The following is a 15871-nucleotide window of genomic DNA, read 5'->3' as shown; positions in this document are numbered from 1 at the left end:
GAGAAAAGATAGAATAAAGATAAAACATTTTGAACCGCGAAGGCGCGAAGATTCGAAGACCGGACAGAATATGAAATAGTCATTATCCATAATAATCCTTCGTGTTCTTTGCATTTCTTCGCGCCCTTCGCGTTTAGATCGCTTTTTCATAAGTCTATAGACTTATACACTTTACTGAGGAGTTATGACTAGCTTGCTGCGGCCTTGGACGTCTATGACTTTATTGTCCATGTATAGGGTTAAGGTGTTTCCAGTCAGTACATTACCCTCTTGTACTGCTCTGGCATTACCTGTTAAGACCGTTTTGCCCTGCTGCTCTTTACTGCCATAATATACGGCATGATCCGATACAGCATCTAACTTACGTACGTCACTGACAATGTGTACGTTTCCCTGAGCCACGGCACGATCTTCACTAAAGAAGGATTCGATTTGGTTGGCTGTCAGGATGCTGTCTTCTGTTTGCAAACGTGCCCAGCCATTAACAATAGCATACTGCTTATCTGAGTAATAATCAATTTGAGGCCCCTCCAATTGACTGCTCCCTTTCGTTAATATTGGGCTACCGCTGGCAATGATGTGATTATTATCATAGGATCTCACTTCTTCGGCTAACAAAGTGGCATCTTCTTGCACAACCTGGACGCCGCCATATACATGAGCTTCTTTGGTTTTGCTGTTATATTCTGCATTAGTACCCGTCATGACAGCATTTTCCTGCACCATGCGGACATTGCCTTGGGCTGTCATAACACCTTTTACTGAATCATATTCGATGGTATCAGCAGCCAACTCTACGGGTTTGTTAGAAGCCGCATAACTGTAGGAAATTATGCTAAGGGAGAGTACAAAACCAAGAGTTATATGCACTATTTTAGACTTCATCTGGACACTCCTCCTTTTACTACCTTAGCATTGCCAAACACTTTTATTTTCTCCATATTGGAATCACTCTCTATTTTATCCCCTGTAAGCACCGTATCATCTTTCGTAAGAATGACATTACCAGAACCATATACTTTTTGTTCTGTACTCGACCAACGAGCCTCATTGGCTGTAAACGTTGTACCGTCACTTGCTGTCGCCTGCACTTTTACAGACATGGTAATGTCCTTGGTTTTACTGTCCAAAAATGCCTCTGGGGCTGTGATTTCAATTTTACCGCCTTTTTCCTGATAAAAGGTTCCTACCAGGTTTTTTAGTTGTACATTTTTTGTATCCACATCAATTTCAATGAGCTCAGCCTTTAGCTCCCACAGGGGTTTTCCATCCTTTTGTTCCACAATCGAATTTCCCACATAAGCGAGTTTCGAGGTCTGCTGATCCTTTGGCTGCTCCAGAGGAGTTTGAGCAAGAGGTTCATCTTTTAAAAAGTAATACAAACCACTTGCTGCTATTATGATACAGGCAAGAATCATTCCTGCTTTCTTTTTCATGCCTGCTTACCGATCCTTTCCGGGGATATACTTTGCTCATACTTCACATCAGTCTCAGAATAAGCTGTATTCCAGCGTTTTTGAAACCATAGCCATTCATCAGGATATTCTCGAATGGTATTTTCAATAATCTTCGTCATCTTAACTGTAATTTTATAGTTATCTTCTACTTCATTACCTGTATCTTCATAATAAAACGGTTCATGAATGATAACTCGATGACCGCCTTCGGGTTTACGAACCATAAAAACCGGTACAACGGGAGCCTTAAATTTTTTAGCAAATACTGTCGGTCCGATTGGAGTAGAAGACATTTTACCTAGAAATTCAATGAATAATCCCGTAGTACCTGCATCCTGATCTGCTAAGAATCCAAGAATTTTACCTTTTTTCAGGGCTCTAGCCGCACTGACTAATTCGGTAGTACCCCGGGCAAAAATTTCAATCCCCGCCATTTCACGGTATTCATTTAAAATCCTGGTATGCTGGTCATTGGGCTGACGCTTAATCACAGCCGCCAGTGGAAAACCATCCATTGCCAAACAAGCTCCCAGCCATTCCCAATTTCCCACATGAGCCGTAAGCAGAACCACACCTCGTCCTTGCTCTACTGCTTCAGCAAGAAAATGACGATTTTCTATCGTAATATATTGATGCAAATTTTCTAACGTGAGAGCAGGCATATACAGCATCTCTACAAAGGTTTGCCCCAATTTAACAAACAAGCTGTCAATATGCTTTTGAGCATCATCTAAGGAAATTCCCAGCGAATCTTGTATCTGCAGTAAAGCTCGCCGCCTCTGCCGTGCAGCAATACGATAATATAGTTTGCCCAGAATCTTCCCTAGCCATAAAACACCTTTATACGGTAATAAACAGATTAAAAAACTCAATACTTTTAGTAAATAGTACTGCCAAGCGTTAGACATTGGCGACCTCCTTTCGTAGGGGATGAATACACCCCGCCCTACGGGCACCCCTCTCATAGAGGGGAATTTATAGAAAAATATAATCGAACCACAGAGACGCAGAGAACACCGAGAAAAGATAGGGTAAAGAATAACGCATTTTGAACCGCGAAGACGCAAAGCCGCTTACGCGGAAACGAAGCACGCAAAGGGATCTCATAAACACGACTTCGTGTTCTTCATATCTCTTCGCAACTTCGCGTTTCCGGGCTTTAACTAGGTATCCATCTATTGTTTGGTTTCTATTCTGCCGCCTTGCAAGTAGGTGTTGATGATGTCGTCCCATTTGCCTTGGGTTTTTAGAATGAATTCCACCACTTCTCTCACGGCTCCTTGGCCGCCTTGCTTAGTGGTTATGAAGTGAGCATGCTGTTTGACTTCCGGTACAGCATTGGCTACTGCGCAGGCTAAGCCAACTTGTCTCATGATGGACAGATCCAGCAAATCATCTCCTACATAGGCTACTTCCTCCGAGCGCAAGCTATATTTAGTTAGCAAAACAGAAAGCGCTTCTACCTTATCCCTAGCTCCCTGGTGTACATCCATAATTTTTAGTTCAATGCTGCGCAAATGAACGATTTGACTTTCTCGTCCCGTGATGATAGCCGTTTTCATGCCTGCTTGATGTGCAAGTGCAATGCCTAATCCATCATGAGAATGAAAATTCTTCATCAATTCGCCATCCCTGCCAAAGATAATATGTCCATCTGTCAGTACACCATCTACGTCTAGCACCAGAAGCTTAGTATTTTTAGCACGGGCTTCTATACCCATTATACCACTCCTTGACGTAATAAGTCAGTAAGGTGAATAATACCAATCGTTTTATTATCTTCATCCACCACTGGCAGCACCGTAATGGGACGAGGATGATTTTTTTCCATAACAGAAAGAGCTTGAGCCGCTAACTTATTGGCTGTAATGGTACGAGGATTTTTAGTCATGATACTATCTACCTTTTTATCCAAGAATTCGTGACCATGTTCCAATCCTCTGCGAATATCCCCATCGGTAATAATTCCCACTAAATGACCTTGCTGATCTACAACATTGGTCGCACCAAGCCCCTTGCCGGTAATAACAAACAAGGCTTCCTTCACTGTTTTATCCAGAGTAACAACAGGATTGTCTTCTCCTGCATGCATTACATTTTCCACTGTTAAGAGTAATTTACGGCCTAATGAACCTCCTGGATGAAAGACCGCAAAGTCTTCTGGAGTAAATTTACGTTCCGATAATAAAGCGATAGCCAAGGCATCCCCCATAGCCAATGTTGCAATGGCACTGGCTGTTGGCGCTAGCCCTAATGGACACGCTTCTCTTTCCACAGCTGTATCTAAGAAAACATCTGCATTTTTCCCCATTGTAGAATCTTCGCAGCCACACATGACAATAATCCTGGCACCGATTCGCTTAATGGCAGGAAAGATGCTGACTACTTCTGCAGTTTCACCACTATTTGATAAAGCCAGTACAATATCGTTTGGTGTGACCATCCCTAAATCTCCATGAATTCCTTCTGCAGGATGAAGAAAGTAAGCAGGGGTTCCTGTACTGGCAAAGGTTGCAGCAATCTTTCTGCCAATATGACCGGATTTTCCCATACCCGTAACAATCACTCTTCCTGAACATTCTAAAATCATTGTCACCGCTGCTGTAAATTGACCATTGATTCGAGGAATCAGACTCTCAATCGCTGCAGCCTCAATTGCCAATACTTCTTTTGCTTGTTCAATAATCATGGTAATGCCTCCCTAATAAAATTAGTGAACCACAAAGGCACAAAGGACACTAAGGGTTACTTCCCTTTGTGTGCTGCGATAGCGGCATTGTGTCTTTGTGGTTCATTTTTGTTATAAAGCTAACACACTTAGATCAAGTTTTAATTACTTATGTTTTCTGACTACATTGTCGAGAGCTTGGACATCTTTGAGCAAGTCTTCTAGTTGCTCAATATATAGCATGTTAGGTCCATCGGATAACGCCTCGGCGGGATTATCATGAACTTCCATAAATAAAACATCAACCCCTACTGCTACAGCTGCCCGAGTCAGATAGGGTACAAATTCCCTCTGTCCGCTTGAAGTCGTACCTGCCCCTCCAGGTAATTGTACACTATGAGTCGCATCAAAAACAATCGGATAACCAAAGGAACGCATAATGGGCAAGGAGCGCATATCGGCAACCAGGTTATTATAGCCGAAGCTTGCACCTCGCTCTGTAAGAAGAATATTCTCATTGCCTGCCTCGCGAATTTTGGCAACTACATTTTTCATATCGTTTGGTGCTAAGAATTGCCCTTTTTTCACATTAATGACTTTCCCTGTCTTTGCAGCATCATTTAGTAAATCCGTCTGACGGCATAAGAAAGCTGGAATTTGTAAGATATCCAATACTTCTGCAGCAGGATTTACTTGCTCACTGGAATGAATATCACTTACGACAGGAACACCCAGCTCTTTTTTGATGTGGCTCAGTATTGCTAAGCCTTCTGTAAGACCTGGCCCGCGAAAAGAGGAATAAGAGGAGCGATTGGCTTTATCAAAGGATGCTTTAAAGATATATGGAATACCCAGTCTATCCGTGATTTCTTTGATCGCCTTACCAATTTTTAGCGTACGCTCTACTCCTTCAATCACGCAAGGCCCGGCAATCAAAGCAATAGGATTTTTTGCCCCCACTGTAATAGAACCAATATTAACTGTATTCATAGAAAAAACCTCCTGCTTAATGTTAATTAACAAATTTGAAATACAAATCAAAAAATATTGAAACGCGAAGATGCGAAGAAACGGGATATATAATACCTCTTCGTGTCCTTTGCATTTCTTCGTGCCTTCGCGGTTCAGCGTTTTTTTCTCAGGTTATAATTTTCGGTTACCCCACAATTCTAATTCTTTAACAGCAAATTTACTTTTTCCAAATCTTCTAGGGTATCTACGCCAATGGATTTGAAATTGGTTTCGATTACTTTTATGCGATAGCCATGTTCCAGGGCTCGTAATTGTTCTAATGATTCCGTCTTTTCTAAAGGGGTTGGAGCTAATTTTGCATATTTCAGCAGAAATTCCCGCCGATACGCATATATCCCGATATGCTTAAAGACTGGCAAACCGACTTCCACACGAGGAAAAGGAATCAGGGAACGAGAGAAATATAAGGCATAGCCTTGTAAATCCGTGATTACTTTTACGGCACCTGGAACCTGATACTCACTCGTATCCATTTGAGTCATTAACGTAGCCATATTGAGATCAGGCTGGTTATCAAAAGCGCTGGCTAATTGATCAATCACCTCTGGCTCGATCATAGGCTCGTCCCCCTGGACATTAATAATTAAATCCACATCGGGACATTGCTCTGCAACTTCGGCCAGCCGGTCGGTGCCCGTAGGATGATCCGCAGATGTCAGCAAAACCTCACCGCCAAATTTTTTAACTGCTTCTAATACTAACGGATGGTCAGTTGCCACAATCACACGCTGGGGGCGCTTTGCCAGAGCAGCCCTTTCATATACATGTTGTATCATTGGCTTGCCAGCTATATCCGCTAAGGGCTTACCAGGAAGCCGAGTTGATGAATACCGTGCTGGAATGACACATACTATATTCATAGAATAAACCTCCCTTATCTAACAGTATAAAAAAGCTGTTTAAAACGCGAAGATGCGAAGCTGCCGACCGGGAAGTGAAGAACGCGAAGTGGTTATAATACTCGTCTTCGTGTTCTTCATATAACTTCGTGACCTTCGCGGTTCAACGTTTCTTTTTAACGTATCTCCATTCTGTAATTACATCATATTTCAGCAGCATCCTGCTTATTTTCTACTTTCTTAATTAAACCCATTAGATCTTCATAGCCTTCTGTAAAGAATACAGCAATGCTCAGGACATATAAAGGCAATGGACGATCTGAGTGAATGAATTCTGCAGGAATCTTTACTGCGTCTTTTTCTGTGGTAACCAAGGCATATACATTTTCATCTACGGCTTTTTGCATAATATACTGCATTTCTGCCATCGTATAATCATGATGATCAACATATCTTACGCCGCATACATCGGATACGCCAAGATCCAAAATGGTCTGTTCAAAGGAAGAAGGGTTGCCGATAGCCGAAAAAGCCAGTACTTTATGACCCCGGACACTTTCTAACGGCACGTTCTTACGCCCTATTGTTCCTTTATACCATTCTTCAATTTCCACGAAACACCGGGGTTTATGAATACTTTCCACAACTAAGGCCTTTTTATTGTATTGATCCAAGGTACTATAAATCATTTCCCTCGCCTCAAGGCTTGACTGATCGATTTTTGTCAGTAAAAAGATTTGTGCCCGGGATAAATTGGACAAAGGTTCTCGCAGAGTTCCCCTTGGCAGCATAAATTGATTGCCAAACATGTTGAGAGAATCAATTAATACAATATCCAAATCACGTGCCAATTGCCAATGCTGAAATCCATCATCTAAGATAATAACATCTGCCTTTAGCTCATTCACAGCATATTCCCCTGTAATAATGCGATTGCTCCCGATTACTACTGAAACCTTAGGCAGGCTTTTTGCTAACAAATAGGCTTCATCCCCAGCTTCCGCTGCCGACATATAGATTTTTTCCCCATCTGACACCAAACCAATCTGCCCTCTCCACCCAGCCCGATAGCCGCGGTTTAAAATGACTACTCGATACCCCATGTCCCGAATGATCGTAGCCAATCGCTGAGCAGTAGGAGTTTTACCAGTTCCGCCTACTGTAATATTCCCCAGACTAATCACATGGCAATTCAGCTTGTGCTGCCTTAAAATTCCATACTTATATAAGGCTAGCTTACAAAGCACAGCCCAGCCATAAATAACAGAGAAAATATGCAGTACACCCAGCAGAAAATCTGTAAGAATGCCTGGTTCTTCACCATGTATTAATCGATATAAATAAAGTTGTATTTCTTCACGTTGGCGCATACTTGTTCCGCCTTTGTTCAATTTATTCGTCCCAATAACTCTTTTAGATACATCACACTTTTGCGCGAAGCTCCACGATTTTCTTCAATAATCGTCAATGTTTCTTGAGACATCTTTAACCGTAATTCTTCATTATTTAAAAGCTCTAAAAACGTTGTCCCCAACGTTTCCGCATCATATACTGTCACACATGCCTGCCTGCCAGAAAATAATGCATAGGTTTCTTTGAAATTAAACATATGAGGACCAACCAAAATCGGTTTGCCATGGGCTGCAGGTTCCAGAATGTTGTGACCCCCTCGCGGCACAAGGCTGCCTCCTACGTAAATAGTGATACCAATGCTATATACCTTCCCCAACTCTCCAATGGTATCCAGCACAATAATATCATGCTGCTCACGGGACTGCTGAGAAAATTTAGTCCTGAGTATTCCTTTAAAACCATAGGTTTCAGCTAAGTTAACAATTTCTTCACTGCGTATAATATCCCGTGGTGCAATTAAAAGCTTTGCACTGGGGTAGGATTCCCGCACCTTTTGAAAAGCAGTAAGTAACATTTCTTCTTCTCCAGGATGGGTACTTCCCGCCACCAAAACAGGAACTGTTTCTTCAATACCCATTCCCTGACGCAGGGTTTGCTGTTCTTCCGGGGTAACATTGGTATACGTTTGATCAAATTTTGTGTTACCCGTAACAACAACACGCTGTACATCTGCCCCCAAACGAATAATATACTGGGCATCAATGGTAGATTGCATGCAGAATTTCTCCACAGTATTCAACATACTTTTTAGCATGCTGCGCATATAATGATATCGTTCCACACTTTTATCGCTGATTCTGCCATTCACCATCATAACAGGGATAGAAAAATGTCTTGCAGCCTTTAAAAAGTTAGGCCACAATTCCGTTTCCACCAATAAGAACACACTGGGCCGAACCCGTTTCACCACGCTATGGCTAAGATAGGGCAGATCCAAAGGGAAGAAGACAATGCTGTCTGCATCTTTAATAATTCTTTTAGCCATGTCATACCCGCTGGAAGTTACTACAGATATTAATATGGGCTTATCAGGAAGTTCATGACTAATCTCTTTTATAATGGGGCTTGCTGCAACAATCTCACCTACTGATGCTGCGTGCAGCCAAATGCAATCCTTTTGCAGCACCGGTGCCAGCTCTTCTTCTGGTATAAAGCCAAAACTTTGCCGTAAGCGCCGGCCAAATCCTTCTTCACGAATAAAACGGAAGAGGAATACTGGAGCAGCCAGTACAACAAGCAATGTAACTAATAAATTGTAAAGAAAATGCATGTTAATACCTCTTTTTCATCGTTCCTCTTTACCGTTTTTCAAACTGAACTTGATATAACTTACTGTATAAGCCATCTGCTGATAAAAGTTCTGCATGAGTTCCCTGCTCAGCAATTTTTCCCTTTTCCATGACTACAATTAAATCGGCACGCTGTATAGTAGACAAACGATGGGCAATCACAAAGGATGTCCGCCCGATCATTAATTTATCCACCGCTTCTTGCACTAATTTTTCACTTTCTGTATCCAATGCTGATGTGGCTTCATCCAAGATCAGCACCCGGGGGTTTTTCAAAATCGCTCTGGCAATGGAAATGCGCTGCCTTTGACCACCGGATAACTTTGAGCCCCGCTCGCCAATTTGCGTATCATAGCCGTCAGGCATATTGATGATAAACTCATGAGCGTTGGCCGCTTTAGCAGCATTCATAACTTCGTCATGACCAGCATCTAATTTCCCATATAAAATATTATCATATGCACTGCCATTAAACAAAATCGTCTCTTGGGGAACAATGCCAATTTGTTCTCGCAGGGATTGTAAGGTCACTGTCTTTATATCAATACCGTCAATGGTAATATTGCCATCAGTCGTATCATAAAACCTTGGTATCAAATTGGCAATGGTGGTTTTTCCTGCACCGCTTGGCCCTACAATTGCCACTACCTGACCTGGAGTGACCTTAAGGTTCACTTGACGTAAGGCAGGTTCACCTGCTTTATATTCAAAAGTTACATTATTTAATGCTACATACCCATCTATGGTTGGCAATGCAATGGCACCTGGCATATCTTCGATTTCTGGCTTGGTATCAAGGACTTCAAATACTCGATCCGCGGCAGATAACGCCTTTTGAATATTGCCGTATACGCGACTTAAGCGTTTAAGGGGATTAGTCAAATTGATTGCATACATTAAAAAGGCAATCAATGAACCAGCTGTCAAGTTATTATCAATAACTTCTTTTCCTCCGTACCATATAATTAAGGTAACGCCAATGGCAGCCAAAAATTCAATGACGGGAGTTAGAGTCGCCATAATTTGAGAGTTCTTCATTTGCGCTCTAAAATTATGACTATTTTCCTTTTGGAAACGGTCTATTTCATAGTCTTCTCTGGCAAAGGATTTAATGATTCGTACCGAGGAAATACTTTCCTGTAAAAAAGAGGTAATGTCGGCCGTCCTTTCCTGGACAGTCCTGCTGGATGTTCGTAATTTTTTGCCAAAAATCTTAATTGCCTGCCCTACTAACGGCAAAGTCACCAGTGTCAAAAAAGATAGTTTCCAGTGAAGATAAAACATCGCTCCCAATGATCCAATTAAGGTCATCCCCTCGGTAAGCAGTTCAATCATACTCTCCACCAAAGCACCTTGTACTGCAGCTACATCATTCGTAATATAACTCATAACTTTACCTGTCTGACGCTTTTCAAAATACGATAAAGACAGGCGCTGCATATGCTTGTACACGTCTCCGCGAATGTCTATAATGATTTTCTGTCCAATATAGGACATGAGATAGGTTTGTCCGAAGAAAAAAATGCCTCGCAGAAAATATACAATCACAATGCCAATTGTAATCGTATTGAGCATTGACATATTTTTTGTTGTCAGCACCTCATCAATTACATCTCGTAATATCCAAGGGACATATAAAGTGGCACTTGCCGCTAAGATGATACAAAGAACGGCTACGACCATTCGCGGTAAGTAGGGCCTTATATATTGTATCAGGCGCATATAGGTTGTCATCTTTGTCCTCCACTTAACCCTTGACCTTTAGCTACGGTTAAAATTTCCTTTGCTACACGCTCAACAGCACCAACCTCACCCAGCTTGCGTTTTACCTCAGCCAAGTCCTGCAGCATGTTCTCATGCAAATGGGAATCCAATAATATAGGTATTGTTTCATTCGCAATATTATCTGCTGTTACTGCAGACTGCAATAATTCTGGTACTACCTTACGTCCCGCAATAATGTTAGGCAGGCTGATGTATGGGATTTTCACTAATAACTTACCCAAAAGGTAAGTAAACATTGCTAATTTGTATATAATTACGGTAGGCAGGTTTAATAAAGCTGCCTCTAGGGTAACTGTACCGGAAGCTGCAATCGCTACATTGCCAATATTCATCAAATCATACGTGTTCTTTTGCGTTAAAACAACGTTTATTTTATATGGTTTGATCATACTATGCAGCATTTCCCGGGAAATTGTCGAAGCCACTGGCAGAAAAAATTGACATTCTGGTACCTTTTCTGCTATTTTCTCCCCAGCTGCAAGCATAACAGGTAATAAACTGATGATTTCCTGTTGGCGGCTGCCTGGTAATAGCAGGACAATTGGCTTTTCGGAATCAGCTTCAAAGTATTGATAAGCCTCTGGCTTTGACATGGTTGGTTTGACAATATCGAGCAATGGATGTCCTACAAAAGTAACATTCGCTCCAGCCTCTTTATAAACCTCCGCTTCAAATGGAAAAATAGCCGCCACTTTTTCTACAATTTTGGCGACTTCTTTTGCTCTGCCTTTCCTCCATGCCCAGACGGAAGGACTAATATAAGATATTACAGGAATACCTTTTTCTTTGGCAATTTTAGCCAATCGCATATTAAAGTCAGCATAATCAATAATGACTAGGGCATCAGGTTTCTCCTGTTCCATGAGTTCGGCCAGATCATCGCGCAGTTTAAATAATCTCGGCAGGTTTTTTATGACTTCCACAAAGCCGATAACACCTAAATCGGCAATGTCATACACAATATCCACACCAGCCTCTGCCATCGCCTTGCCGCCCATGCCAAACATTTTGATGTTAGGTTGTATGGCTTTTAATGCATGAGCAACACTGGCCCCATGCAAATCACCTGATGCTTCTCCTACTGAAATCATGATTTTACACATACAAATCCTCCAACAAATAGTAGATCAAAAAAACGTTTTAACGCGAAGACACGAAGGATATGAAGGTATACGAAGGATGGCACAATAAGAAAATTTGGATAAGATTCTTCGTGTACGCGATAGCGCCTTCGTATCTTCGCATCTTCGCGGTTAATTGTTTTTGCATTGTTTCTTCTTATTTTATCACATTACCAGAATTGTTATGCCATGATTGTTGGCTATTTTTAGAACGGTTTGGCGATCTACCAGAAGAGTTTTGCCTGCTTCCATGGCGAGAGCTGTTGCTCCTGCGGCAAGCATGGATTCTAAGGTATTCGGCCCAACAGTTGGTACATCAAAACGCATGTCCTGATTCGGTTTGGCGACTTTTACTACTCGCACACCGCCTCGACCTAATTCACCGCCGCGGCGAATACATGCATCTGTACCTTCAATGGCTTCTACAGCCATGACAGCACAGTTCTTCACCACTACCGTCTGACCAATATCCAACCTGCCAACCTCTTTAGCCATAGTAAAACCAAAATCCAGGTCGGCCTGTTCTTCTTGTGTTGGCTTCCGATCCGTCAGCACACCAGCTCCAGGCATCAATGAACGAATCAAAGCGGTTTGATCTAAGATCCCCAGCCCTTCCATTGCCAATTCACGAACAAAAGCTAACATAATGGTATCATCACTATTATCAGTAAGACTTGCCAGCAGTTTTTGTATCCGGCTGTCAAGAGCAACTGCACCTGAGAACATTAATTCCTTAGTGACTTTGCCAATCATAGTAACTTCCGTAACACCTTCTTCTTTAAGGGTAGTAATAATTGCTTGTAATTGTCCAACGCTAATATGGTGGGTTTTATTTGCCACCCGATCTAATTCTTCATCTGTACCAGGCACCACACAGACAGCAATCACGGTAAAGCCCATGCCGCGAGCGGCACGGGCAAATTCTACTGGCAATCTTCCAATACCAGCTAATAAACCTATTATTTTCATTTGCTAAACTCCTATTCTCCGTCCCGACGACCGCGACAGACACCCCGTTCTACATTACGCAGAAAACGCAGGAAATGTTCCACTTCAGGATAGGATTCTAATTCTTGTTCCATGACTTCAATGGCTTGCGTTAGCGGCAGTCCGGAACGATACAATATTTTATATGCTTTTTTGATATTGTTGCGGGCTTCGCGGCTGATACCAGAACGAGCCATCCCCACATTATTGAGTCCTGATACACGGGCTGGATGTCCATCTGCAATCACAAAAGGAGGGATATCCTGTACCACTTTGGATGCGCCGCCTACCATTGCATTCATGCCAATCTTTACAAATTGGTGAACTCCAGTTAAACCACCAATAACGGCTCGGTCTTCTACAACCACATGACCAGCCAATGTCGCTGCATTAGACATAATCACGTTATTCCCAACAATACAGTTGTGAGCCACGTGGGTATAAGCCATTAGTAAGCAATCGTGACCAATTCGGGTTTCCTCACCTTCACCAGTAGCGCGATTTACCGTAGCAAATTCTCTTATTCTGGTATTATCGCCAATAAAAACATAGCTTTTTTCACCAGCAAATTTTAAATCTTGAGGATCTGAACCAATGGATGCACTCGGGAATATTACACAATTCTTTCCAATACTGGTCCAGCCATCTATAATAGCATGGGCACTAATTTTAGTCCCATCACCAATTACTACATTCTCACCAACCACTGCATATGGGCCAATTTCAACATCCTTGCCGATACGAGCATTGGGATGAACGACTGCTGTCTCATGTATTTTACGCAGAGGTACGACAACCTTTTCCGGCTTCATCTGCTCATCATCTCCTTACTAGACTAAATACATTTTTATTACATGCTACTATACTTATAATCCGACTGACCAGTCTAAACATGGCAGACAATTTTACGCCAATTTTTACCGTTTACAGCCTTTTTTTCGGTATTATCTCACTGATAATTCTGATTATCACTATTTTACTTCTTTTTTCATTATCTGGCAGATAATGCGAATAAAAATTCTCCCTCTGCCACCAATTGATCATCAACAAAAGCTTGCGCCCATATTTTCCCCATGCTGCTGCGTATTTTAATAATTTCTGCGACCATTCGCACTTGATCACCAGGAACTACGGGTTTTCTGAATTTAACGCGGTCCATGCCGACAAAATATGCCAGATTTCCACGATATTCCTCCGGGTATAACATTGCTACGCCACCCACTTGTGCCATAGCCTCTAGTAGTAATACACCAGGCATAATAGGTTTCCCTGGAAAATGCCCTTGGAAGAATTCTTCATTCATAGTGACATTCTTAATGCCAACCGCCCGTTTCATAGGATCAAGTTCAAGAATACGGTCCACCAATAAAAATGGATACCGATGAGGAATGATTTCTTGTATTTCAGTTGCAGACAACATGTGTATTCAGCTCCTTACCAAAATATGGTCCACTATTTTTTTTGCCAATGCGGTATTTAATGCATGGCTTGACTTTACGGCAATAACATGACCTCTAATACGACCTGCTAATGCCAAATCGCCAATAATATCTAAAATCTTATGACGAACCAGCTCATCCTGGAACCGCAGAGGCGTGAGAGCCTTTACATCATCGTATACCACTGCATTTTCCAAGCTGCCGCCTAAAGCAAGGCCTTGGGACTTAAGCTGCTCTACCTCATGCATAAAACCAATCGTCCGCGCTGATGCAATCTCAGAAATAAAACTATCTCTTGTAATTTCATAATCACCAAATTGCACACCTAACATGGGATGAGAATTAATTGAGGTAAAAGTGACTCTAAATCCATCATAAGGCAATATTGTAATAAACTTGTCATTCACTCTCACTGTTTGGGCTTCTGTAACGGCAACGAACCGACGAGAAGCATTTTGCTCTATCACACCAGCCTCTTGAATCATCTGAACAAAAGGCAGGGAGCTGCCATCTCCTACGGGAGGCTCTACCGCATTAATTTCTACTAGACAGTTATCCACTTCCATGGCAAAAAAAGCTGCCAGCAGATGTTCCACCGTAAAAACCTTTGCCAAGCCTTTCTCTAATGTAGTCGCTCGCATGGCATTCGTAACATTGTTAGCCATCGCTGCCACTTGTGGTGCTCCTGGCAAATCGATCCTTACAAATACAATTCCCGTATCAGGAGGCGCCGGTTTGATCGTAATCGTCACGTCTTGACCCGAGTGTAATCCGATACCCGTGTATGTTATAGCTTTTGCTATTGTTGTTTGCTGCATGATATCCTCCTGATATAATAACCTTTATACATTCTATAGAATATTTCTTCTCCCTGCAAGAATTATTTTTATTTTTTTTTGAAACGCGAAGACGCAAAGCCGCTTACGCGGGCACGAAGCACACGAAGAAGATACAATAAACGTTTCAAATATCCCTTTTCAAGCAATATTTTTGCTGTTTAGGGTTCGGGCATTGGTCATTTGCTGATACTCGATGAGTTCTTTGTACTGCTGGCCGATATGGGATTCCGGGCTGCCAAATACGTCTTCTGGTATTCCTTCTTCTACAATACTGCCCTTATCCATCAATATAATTCGATCAGCAACGTGTATGGCAAAGGATATTTCATGAGTTACAACCAACATGCTGCTCGCTCGGTATTTTGCCAGTTCTTCCATAATGACTAGAACTTCCCTAACTAAAATAGGATCAAGAGAAGCTGTGGGTTCATCCCATAGCATAAGTTCAGGTTCAAAAGCCAGTGCTCTTGCTATACCTACCCGCTGCTGCTGTCCCCCTGACATTTCAGCAGATTTATGCTGAGCACGCTTTTCCAGTCCAACCTTTTCTAATGCCTCCATCGCTTTATCATATGCCGCCTCCCGTGATATGCCATCCATTACTAATCCCAGCATAACATTTTCTACTGCGGTTAAACGTCCAATTAAATTAAATTGCTGAAAGACAAAACCGATGCGTTTACGAACCCGGCGCAATTCTTCTAGGTCAAGTTTCGTTATTTCCGTACCGGAAACACAGATTCTCCCACTATCAGGCTCAATTAGACGATTGATCATACGAATCATCGTTGATTTCCCACAGCCAGATGGTCCCATAAGAACTGCTGTTTCTCCTTCTTTCACATGCAAGTTGAAATCATTCACGGCCACCAGCTTTCCAAAACTTTTATACAGATTTTCAATTGTAAGCATAGAATCACCCCCTTTCATTTTCAAATCTAAAAGAGAAGGAACCATAGAGAAAAGAAAGATCAGTAAAAAATAAAACATAAAACATTTTGA

At 42.0% G+C, this 15871-nt stretch carries 16 protein-coding genes; all 16 read right to left on the bottom strand.

Annotated elements, in window-relative coordinates; all coding sequences use genetic code 11:
* Positions 1 to 171: 171 nt before the first annotated feature.
* Positions 172 to 885 carry an LptA/OstA family protein gene (locus FR7_RS03780; protein WP_007952090.1) on the bottom strand — a complete coding sequence of 238 codons (714 nt, stop codon included), beginning with the start codon at positions 883 to 885 and terminating at the stop codon, positions 172 to 174.
* Positions 882 to 1436: an LPS export ABC transporter periplasmic protein LptC gene (gene lptC, locus FR7_RS03775; protein ID WP_007952089.1), complete on the bottom strand. Its 555-nt coding sequence runs from the start codon at positions 1434 to 1436 to the stop codon at positions 882 to 884. The genes FR7_RS03780 and lptC overlap by 4 nt, the downstream gene beginning before the upstream one ends.
* Positions 1433 to 2365, bottom strand: coding sequence for a lysophospholipid acyltransferase family protein (locus FR7_RS03770; RefSeq protein ID WP_007952088.1), 933 nt, complete (start codon positions 2363 to 2365; stop codon positions 1433 to 1435). Before FR7_RS03770 ends, lptC begins: the two co-directional genes overlap by 4 nt.
* Before the next feature lie 267 nt (positions 2366 to 2632).
* Positions 2633 to 3178 (bottom strand): KdsC family phosphatase, encoded by a 546-nt coding sequence (locus tag FR7_RS03765; protein ID WP_007939022.1) that lies wholly within the window; start codon positions 3176 to 3178, stop codon positions 2633 to 2635.
* Positions 3178 to 4146 (bottom strand): KpsF/GutQ family sugar-phosphate isomerase, encoded by a 969-nt coding sequence (locus FR7_RS03760; protein ID WP_007939021.1) that lies wholly within the window; start codon positions 4144 to 4146, stop codon positions 3178 to 3180. The genes FR7_RS03765 and FR7_RS03760 overlap by 1 nt, the downstream gene beginning before the upstream one ends.
* Positions 4147 to 4290: 144 nt before the next feature.
* Positions 4291 to 5115, bottom strand: coding sequence for a 3-deoxy-8-phosphooctulonate synthase (gene kdsA / locus FR7_RS03755; protein WP_007939019.1), 825 nt, complete (start codon positions 5113 to 5115; stop codon positions 4291 to 4293).
* A gap of 179 nt (positions 5116 to 5294) precedes the next feature.
* Positions 5295 to 6017, bottom strand: a complete 723-nt coding sequence (gene kdsB / locus FR7_RS03750) for a 3-deoxy-manno-octulosonate cytidylyltransferase (protein ID WP_007952084.1) — start codon at positions 6015 to 6017, stop codon at positions 5295 to 5297.
* 182 nt (positions 6018 to 6199) lie between these two features.
* Positions 6200 to 7366, bottom strand: a complete 1167-nt coding sequence (lpxK, locus tag FR7_RS03745) for a tetraacyldisaccharide 4'-kinase (RefSeq protein WP_007952083.1) — start codon at positions 7364 to 7366, stop codon at positions 6200 to 6202.
* Positions 7367 to 7383: 17 nt separating this feature from the next.
* The gene (locus FR7_RS03740; RefSeq protein WP_007952082.1) at positions 7384 to 8679 is read right to left on the bottom strand and encodes a 3-deoxy-D-manno-octulosonic acid transferase; all 1296 of its coding nucleotides are present in this window, start codon (positions 8677 to 8679) and stop codon (positions 7384 to 7386) included.
* A 28-nt stretch (positions 8680 to 8707) separates the two neighbouring features.
* Complete coding sequence (gene msbA / locus FR7_RS03735) at positions 8708 to 10432, bottom strand: lipid A export permease/ATP-binding protein MsbA (RefSeq protein ID WP_007952080.1); 1725 nt, start codon at positions 10430 to 10432, stop codon at positions 8708 to 8710.
* Positions 10429 to 11586, bottom strand: coding sequence for a lipid-A-disaccharide synthase (gene lpxB / locus FR7_RS03730; RefSeq protein WP_007939013.1), 1158 nt, complete (start codon positions 11584 to 11586; stop codon positions 10429 to 10431). The genes msbA and lpxB overlap by 4 nt, the downstream gene beginning before the upstream one ends.
* Before the next feature lie 183 nt (positions 11587 to 11769).
* Positions 11770 to 12573: an LpxI family protein gene (locus FR7_RS03725; RefSeq protein ID WP_007952079.1), complete on the bottom strand. Its 804-nt coding sequence runs from the start codon at positions 12571 to 12573 to the stop codon at positions 11770 to 11772.
* A gap of 11 nt (positions 12574 to 12584) precedes the next feature.
* Positions 12585 to 13403 carry an acyl-ACP--UDP-N-acetylglucosamine O-acyltransferase gene (gene lpxA, locus FR7_RS03720; RefSeq protein ID WP_007939010.1) on the bottom strand — a complete coding sequence of 273 codons (819 nt, stop codon included), beginning with the start codon at positions 13401 to 13403 and terminating at the stop codon, positions 12585 to 12587.
* Positions 13404 to 13582: 179 nt separating this feature from the next.
* Positions 13583 to 14011 (bottom strand): 3-hydroxyacyl-ACP dehydratase FabZ, encoded by a 429-nt coding sequence (gene fabZ, locus FR7_RS03715; RefSeq protein WP_007939008.1) that lies wholly within the window; start codon positions 14009 to 14011, stop codon positions 13583 to 13585.
* A gap of 6 nt (positions 14012 to 14017) precedes the next feature.
* A complete protein-coding gene (lpxC, locus tag FR7_RS03710; protein WP_007938999.1) occupies positions 14018 to 14848 on the bottom strand; it encodes a UDP-3-O-acyl-N-acetylglucosamine deacetylase in 831 nt (276 codons plus the stop codon).
* 159 nt (positions 14849 to 15007) lie between these two features.
* Positions 15008 to 15781: an amino acid ABC transporter ATP-binding protein gene (locus tag FR7_RS03705; protein ID WP_007938997.1), complete on the bottom strand. Its 774-nt coding sequence runs from the start codon at positions 15779 to 15781 to the stop codon at positions 15008 to 15010.
* Between the last annotated feature and the right edge of the window lie 90 nt (positions 15782 to 15871).

Origin of the sequence: Pelosinus fermentans DSM 17108 (genome assembly GCF_000271485.2) — a bacterium.
GTDB lineage: Bacteria > Bacillota > Negativicutes > DSM-13327 > DSM-13327 > Pelosinus > Pelosinus fermentans.
The sequence above is the reverse complement of the archived record's forward strand: the minus strand, read 5'-3'. Positions and strand labels throughout refer to the sequence as shown.